This is a genomic window from Tabrizicola sp. (assembly GCF_031377265.1).
GTDB lineage: Bacteria > Pseudomonadota > Alphaproteobacteria > Rhodobacterales > Rhodobacteraceae > JAUYQR01.
The window spans coordinates 1-5,479 of the sequence record NZ_JANMET010000270.1; the positions used below are offsets into that span (position 1 = coordinate 1).

The 5,479-nt window shown below is 61.5% G+C and carries 7 protein-coding genes; 2 read left to right on the forward strand and 5 right to left on the reverse strand.

Annotated elements, in window-relative coordinates; all coding sequences use genetic code 11:
* Positions 1-416: crossover junction endodeoxyribonuclease RuvC (ruvC, locus tag RMO18_RS15295; RefSeq protein WP_309667048.1), on the reverse strand; the 416-nt coding region annotated here is incomplete at its 3' end.
* Positions 417-735: 319 nt separating this feature from the next.
* On the opposite strand from ruvC, the gene RMO18_RS15300 reads away from it, so the two are divergent.
* Positions 736-939 carry a DUF1127 domain-containing protein gene (locus RMO18_RS15300; protein ID WP_309667050.1) on the forward strand — a complete coding sequence of 68 codons (204 nt, stop codon included), beginning with the start codon at positions 736-738 and terminating at the stop codon, positions 937-939.
* A gap of 87 nt (positions 940-1,026) precedes the next feature.
* On the opposite strand, the gene RMO18_RS15305 is transcribed toward RMO18_RS15300, so the two are convergent.
* The 4 genes from RMO18_RS15305 to RMO18_RS15320 form a co-directional block, all read right to left on the reverse strand.
* Positions 1,027-1,374 carry a hypothetical protein gene (locus RMO18_RS15305; RefSeq protein WP_309667052.1) on the reverse strand — a complete coding sequence of 116 codons (348 nt, stop codon included), beginning with the start codon at positions 1,372-1,374 and terminating at the stop codon, positions 1,027-1,029.
* A 117-nt stretch (positions 1,375-1,491) separates the two neighbouring features.
* The gene (locus tag RMO18_RS15310; protein ID WP_309667054.1) at positions 1,492-2,379 is read right to left on the reverse strand and encodes a 50S ribosomal protein L11 methyltransferase; all 888 of its coding nucleotides are present in this window, start codon (positions 2,377-2,379) and stop codon (positions 1,492-1,494) included.
* A 70-nt stretch (positions 2,380-2,449) separates the two neighbouring features.
* Positions 2,450-3,106, reverse strand: coding sequence for a peptide-methionine (S)-S-oxide reductase MsrA (msrA, locus tag RMO18_RS15315; protein ID WP_309667056.1), 657 nt, complete (start codon positions 3,104-3,106; stop codon positions 2,450-2,452).
* A gap of 100 nt (positions 3,107-3,206) precedes the next feature.
* Positions 3,207-4,442: an MFS transporter gene (locus RMO18_RS15320; protein WP_309667058.1), complete on the reverse strand. Its 1,236-nt coding sequence runs from the start codon at positions 4,440-4,442 to the stop codon at positions 3,207-3,209.
* Positions 4,443-4,891: 449 nt separating this feature from the next.
* Here RMO18_RS15320 and RMO18_RS15325 point away from each other — a divergent pair.
* A partial coding sequence (locus RMO18_RS15325; RefSeq protein ID WP_309667059.1) for a DEAD/DEAH box helicase occupies positions 4,892-5,479 on the forward strand: 588 nt, incomplete at its 3' end.

The following is a 5,479-nucleotide window of genomic DNA, read 5'->3' on the forward strand; positions in this document are numbered from 1 at the left end:
GCGATCACGACTCCGGGCAGTTGCAAGCGTACCATGTGATCAACCTGCACTTTGGCCGCATGCCCCACGCCGACCACCGTCTTTTTCACTGCGTTCGGCGCGTATTCGCCCACGGTCAATCCAAACTGCGCCGGCACCAGCAGCGCAATCCCGCGTGCCTGCCCCAGCTTCAGCGTGGCGACCGCGTCCTTGTTTACAAAGGTATGCTCGACTGCTGCCGCTTCGGGGGCATACACCCTGAACACTGCGGTCAACTGGTCAAACAGCGTCAACAGCCGCTGCGCCAGATCTCCCTCGCCCTCACCGGGGCTGGAACGACAAATGCCGTTGGCGACGTGGCTGAGCCTTGCGCCAGCGACATCGATCACTCCCCAGCCAAGGTTGCGAAGACCCGGATCTATGCCGATAACGCGCATCCTGCCCTCTTTTCTTGCTTTTGTCGTCGGATTAGCACGAAAAGGGAACATGCGCCAATGGCTTTCACGGGTTACCGCCGCAAGCGACGGCCCATCGTGCACCTGCAGAAAACGACGGCCCAGCATCTGAAACCGACGGTATTTCAAGCTTTCGCCAGAAGAGTTTGAAAAAGATGACGAAATTGCGACGCCAGTCATGCAATGGCTGCAACTCGGCAATGCTTTGGCTTCGCTTGCTTTGCACATGCAGCAAGACTATTTGGCATAGCATGGAGGAATAAGCCTCCAGATTATGCAGTTTTGAAAGAGGATACCCGCCATGGCCGCCGTCGATATGACCCGCCCGGCGCCCTTTGGCGCCATCACCACCTACCGTGCCGTTCTCGGTACCAGCCGCATGTTCGCGCTGCTGGCCAATTGGAACGACGCCCGCATCACCCGCAACGCGCTCGGCAAACTGTCGGACCGCGAGCTGGACGACATCGGCCTGTGCCGTGGTGATATCGAGTTCATGGGCCGCTGATCGGCCCGCCTGCCCGCAACCGGGCAAGCAATGGGAAAAGGCCGCATCACTGGATGCGGCCTTTTTTGTTTCGCTGTCTCGCAAGGCTCAGCGCGGGAAGTAGACCTGCAACTGGTTCGAGATCCACGCTGTGGCCGGGTCGGCTTGCATCAGCCATCCGCCCACGGGATCAAATCCCTGTCCAAGAACCAGCGCGTCAACGCGGTTCTGGTACACATCGGCCCCGATGTAGTAATGGATCATGCCCTTCAGACTGACGCCCAGCAAAAGCGTAATCACCAAGGGCTTGACGAAGCTCCAGCTCCGCCCCTTGCCGGTTGCGCTTCCGGCACGACTGATCGTTCCCGAGGCTTCGAAACCATATCCCTTGGCATGCGACTTCTCGATCCGCGACACGCGGTTGTAGAAATCATTCAGATTCGGATCTACCCACATTTTTCCCACCAGGTGGATGCTATGCACAATTTGATGGTTTAGCTTTGTGGCATAATTGGGGCAACCCCTTCAAACGCAACCTATGGCACAAGTGTCAACTCAACCCGCAACGGTAATTTACAGCTTTTTCAGAACCAGTGCCGACCATTCGCCAAGATCGTCTCTGCTTTGCAAACGAAACCCTTGGTTTGCATAGGCTTCCGTCACCGCCTCAGCCTGAACCACCAGCAATCCAGAGAGAATCACCCGCCCGCTTTTGGACACATTTCGCGCCATGTCAGGTGCCAATTGAATCAGCGGCCCTTTCAGAATGTTCGCAAACACCAGATCATAAGGTGCGGCCTGCTCCAGGCGCGGATGGGCAAAGCCTGCCGCCTCCAGACATTCGACCCGACCCTGCAGTGAATTGATCGCCACATTGGCCAGCGCCACATCCACCGCGACGCGATCAATGTCGGATGCGATCACCAGCGCATCGGGTAACACCGCCGCCGCCGCCATCGCCAGCACCGCTGTGCCACAGCCGATATCGGCCACCCGCGCCGGGGCAAAGCCTTCCGACACCATTCGGTCGAATGCCTTCAGGCAGCCAAGCGTCGTGCCATGATGGCCGGTGCCAAAGGCGACCGTCGCCTCGATCTGCAAGGCAACCCTGCCGCCCTGCGCCAGAACTGCCGGCACGGTATCGGCGTCATGGCTGCCATAGACGTAAAACCGCCCCGCCTCGACCGGCGACAGTTCGCGCCGGACCTTGGCAACCCAGTCGATCTCGGGCAATTCCGACAGCGCGAAAGGCCTGGCGCCGAACGCCACCACCAGCACTTCCAGCATCACCTGGTCCGGTGGTTCCAGAAAGTAGCCGCCAACCTCCCAAAGACCCGATCCGTCCTCGATCTCAAATACGCCAACGCCGGTTGGCTCGGGGGTCATCCGCTCCATCGCGTCGGCCATCGCGCGGGCGGCGTCTTCACCGGGAAGCGTGGTCAGGGCGGAATAGGTGGGCATGCGGTATCTCCGGGGTTTGGGGCCGGATAGACCCGGCCCCCGCCCCGGTCAAGCCGATAGCAAAGCTCGCTTACGCAGTCACGCCCGTGCCAATCGGGCAGGTCACCCCGGTGCCGCCGATCCCGCAATAGCCTTCGGGGTTCTTCGCCAGGTACTGCTGGTGATAGTCTTCGGCAAAATAGAACACCGGCACGGGCAGGATCTCGGTGGTGATCATGCCGCGTCCTGCCGCCGTAAGCGCTGGCTGGTAGACCGCTTTGCTGGCGTGCGCCGCTGCCGCCTGCTCGTCCGAATAGGTGTAGATGCCTGACCGGTAGGTCGACCCCATGTCATTGCCCTGGCGCATGCCTTGGGTCGGGTCGTGCCCTTCCCAAAACAGCTTCAGCAGGCCCTCATAGCTGATCAGCTTCGGGTCAAAGATCACCCGCACAACTTCGTTGTGACCGGTCATCTGAGTGCAGGTTTCCTTGTAGGTCGGGTTCGGTGTGAACCCACCGGCATAGCCAACCATGGTCAGCCAGACGCCGGGCACCTGCCAGAACTTGCGCTCCACCCCCCAGAAACAGCCCATCCCGAACATCGCCTCGGCCATGCCCTCGGGCACCGCAGATTTCAGCGGCAGTCCGTTCACGAAGTGCGTCTCGGCAGTGGGCAGCGGCGTCGGCCGGCCCGGCAGCGCATCAGCCTCACGCACCATCTCGGTCGTCTTGCGGGACATGAACAACATGGGAAACCTCCGTTTTCTTCGGCGAATATAGGGGCGTGACCCTTGGTCGACCAGCATCTGTTACAGTTTCAGACGGGAACGTGAGAAGCCGGTCGCAGCGTCACTCGGCCGGCTGCGGCAGTGCCCGGCTCAAGATCGTCTCGTGGCCCGGTTCGGGATGCCGCGGGATCAGGCAGATCAACCCGACAGCCACCAGCGCCATCCCCGCCCCCAACAAGAAAACATAATCCGGTGAGGTGGCCCACAGATAGCCAAGCGACGCGGGCAGGAACACCGCCGCAATATGGTTGATCGTGAAGGCTACCGCCTGGGTGGGCGCAATGTCACGCGGATCGGCGATCTTCTGGAAGTAAGTCTTCAGCGAAAACGACAGCGCAAAGAACAGCTGATCCAGAACGTAAAGCCCGCACGCCACCACAAGCCCCCAGCCAAACCAGTACAACCCGCCGTAGGCCAGAAACACCAGCGTCAGACCAACATACTCGATTCCCATCACCTTACGCTCGCCATACCTGCCAAGCGCGCGCCCCATGGCCGGGGCAATGGCCATGTTGATCAGATAATTCACCAAAAGCAGCGCAGTCATCTCCGACACTTTCATGCCAAACCGCTCCACCATCATGAAACCGGCGAAAACCACAAAAATCTGCCGCCGCGCACCCGCCATGAACTGCAGCGCATAATACAGCCAATACCGCCTACGCAGCACCATGTGCCGGTGCTGTTTGTGCGGCGCCTCGAACTGCGGGTAGGCCAGAGCCACAAACACCGCAATGATCACCGTCAACCCGCCCGAAGCGAGGTAAACCGTGTCATAGCTCAGCCCCAACGCGTCCCACAAGGCAACGATGATGCCATAGACGACAAGCGACGTTCCGGCCCCCACGGCAACGATCCGGCCAAGAACGATGGGCGCGCGGGCCTTGTCGATCCATTGCAATTGCAGCGACTGGTTCACCGTCTCGAAATAGTGAAACCCGATGGACGACAGCAAGGTGGTGACCAGAATGCCCGAAAAACTGGGAAACCACGCCGTGACGGCAGAGGCTGCCCCCAGCAAGGCCAGGGCGATGACCGCCAGCCGCTGTTCGCGCAACAGCAAAAGCAGTGCGATCACCCCGATGGCCAGAAGCCCCGGTATCTCGCGCACCGTATGCAGCCAGCCGATCTCCGTACCGGTGAACCCAGCTACTTCGACTACAAAGTTGTTCAGAAGTGCGGACCAGGTCGCAAAGCTGAGCGGCATTGCCGCCGCCAAAAGGTAAAGCAGCGATTCCGGCCGCCGCCACAAAGGCAGGCTCTGGGCATCGACAAGGCGGACGGAGTTGGACTGCATCCACGCTCCATACATCCGGCCCCTGCGGACGGCCAGCGAAAGCTTGTGCGCATCACAATCGACCCGCTTGCCAAGCAGTCCAGCGGAGCGGCGTAGCGCCGCAAGCCTCTTGCCTCGCCAGCATCGCTTGCGCGCTGCCGGCTGAGATGGGGGGCATCCTGCCCCCGCCGCCAAGGCGGCGCCCCCGGGGAGTATTTTCCCGAAAAGCAAGCCACAAAGCCGGTGCTTGCCCAAGTCTTGCAGGCAAAAGCCGGTTCAAGGCATTTGCTCTTTGCCCAAATACTCGTCCTTACCCCGCCACTGTCTCTACGGACGTCAGCTGTTACCTGCGGCCGGGCCGATCATGGCAATGACGTCAGCGGGGGCTCGATGCCCGCGATGACGGCCGCCGGTTTCAAGATACGCACAAGCTCTGGCCAAAAGGCTCCATTCCGCGCCATAACCCCGGCATGGCTGATCTTCCCGTCACCGCCGTCCTGCCAGAGCTTCGTGCGGCCATTGCGGCGCGGGGGCTTGCAGTGCTTCAGGCGCCACCCGGCGCGGGCAAGACAACCCTTGTCCCGCTCGATCTGATTTCCTCTGGCCTGCTCAAAGGCCGCATCCTGCTGCTCGAACCCCGCCGCCTTGCCGCCCGCGCCGCGGCCGAACGGATGGCCGAAACCTTGGGCGAACCGGTTGGCCAGCGCGTCGGCTACCGGATCCGCGGCGAGGCAAAGGTGTCGGCCAGAACCTGCATCGAGGTGGTGACCGAAGGCATCCTCACCCGGATGATCCAGTCCGACGCAGCCCTTGACGGCATCGGGCTGGTGATCTTTGACGAGTTCCACGAACGCTCCCTGCATGCCGATCTCGGTCTCGCCCTGTGTCTTGAGGTGCGCGCCGCCCTGCGGCCGGACCTGGCACTGCTCGTGATGTCGGCAACCCTTGATGCAGCCCCGGTGGCCCGGCTCATGGGCGATGCGCCGATCATCACGTCGCAAGGCCGCGCGTTTCCGGTCGAAACGCGCTGGCTGCCGCGTCCGCCCGATACCACACTC

What these genes read in the sequence shown, in the direction of transcription:
- RMO18_RS15300 (WP_309667050.1), top strand. Translation starts at nt 736, where the DNA reads ATGGCCGCCGTCGATATGACCCGCCCGGCGCCCTTTGGCGCCATCACC.
- RMO18_RS15305 (WP_309667052.1), bottom strand. Translation starts at nt 1,374, where the DNA reads ATGTGGGTAGATCCGAATCTGAATGATTTCTACAACCGCGTGTCGCGG.
- RMO18_RS15310 (WP_309667054.1), bottom strand. Translation starts at nt 2,379, where the DNA reads ATGCCCACCTATTCCGCCCTGACCACGCTTCCCGGTGAAGACGCCGCC.
- msrA (WP_309667056.1), bottom strand. Translation starts at nt 3,106, where the DNA reads ATGTTGTTCATGTCCCGCAAGACGACCGAGATGGTGCGTGAGGCTGAT.
- RMO18_RS15320 (WP_309667058.1), bottom strand. Translation starts at nt 4,442, where the DNA reads ATGCAGTCCAACTCCGTCCGCCTTGTCGATGCCCAGAGCCTGCCTTTG.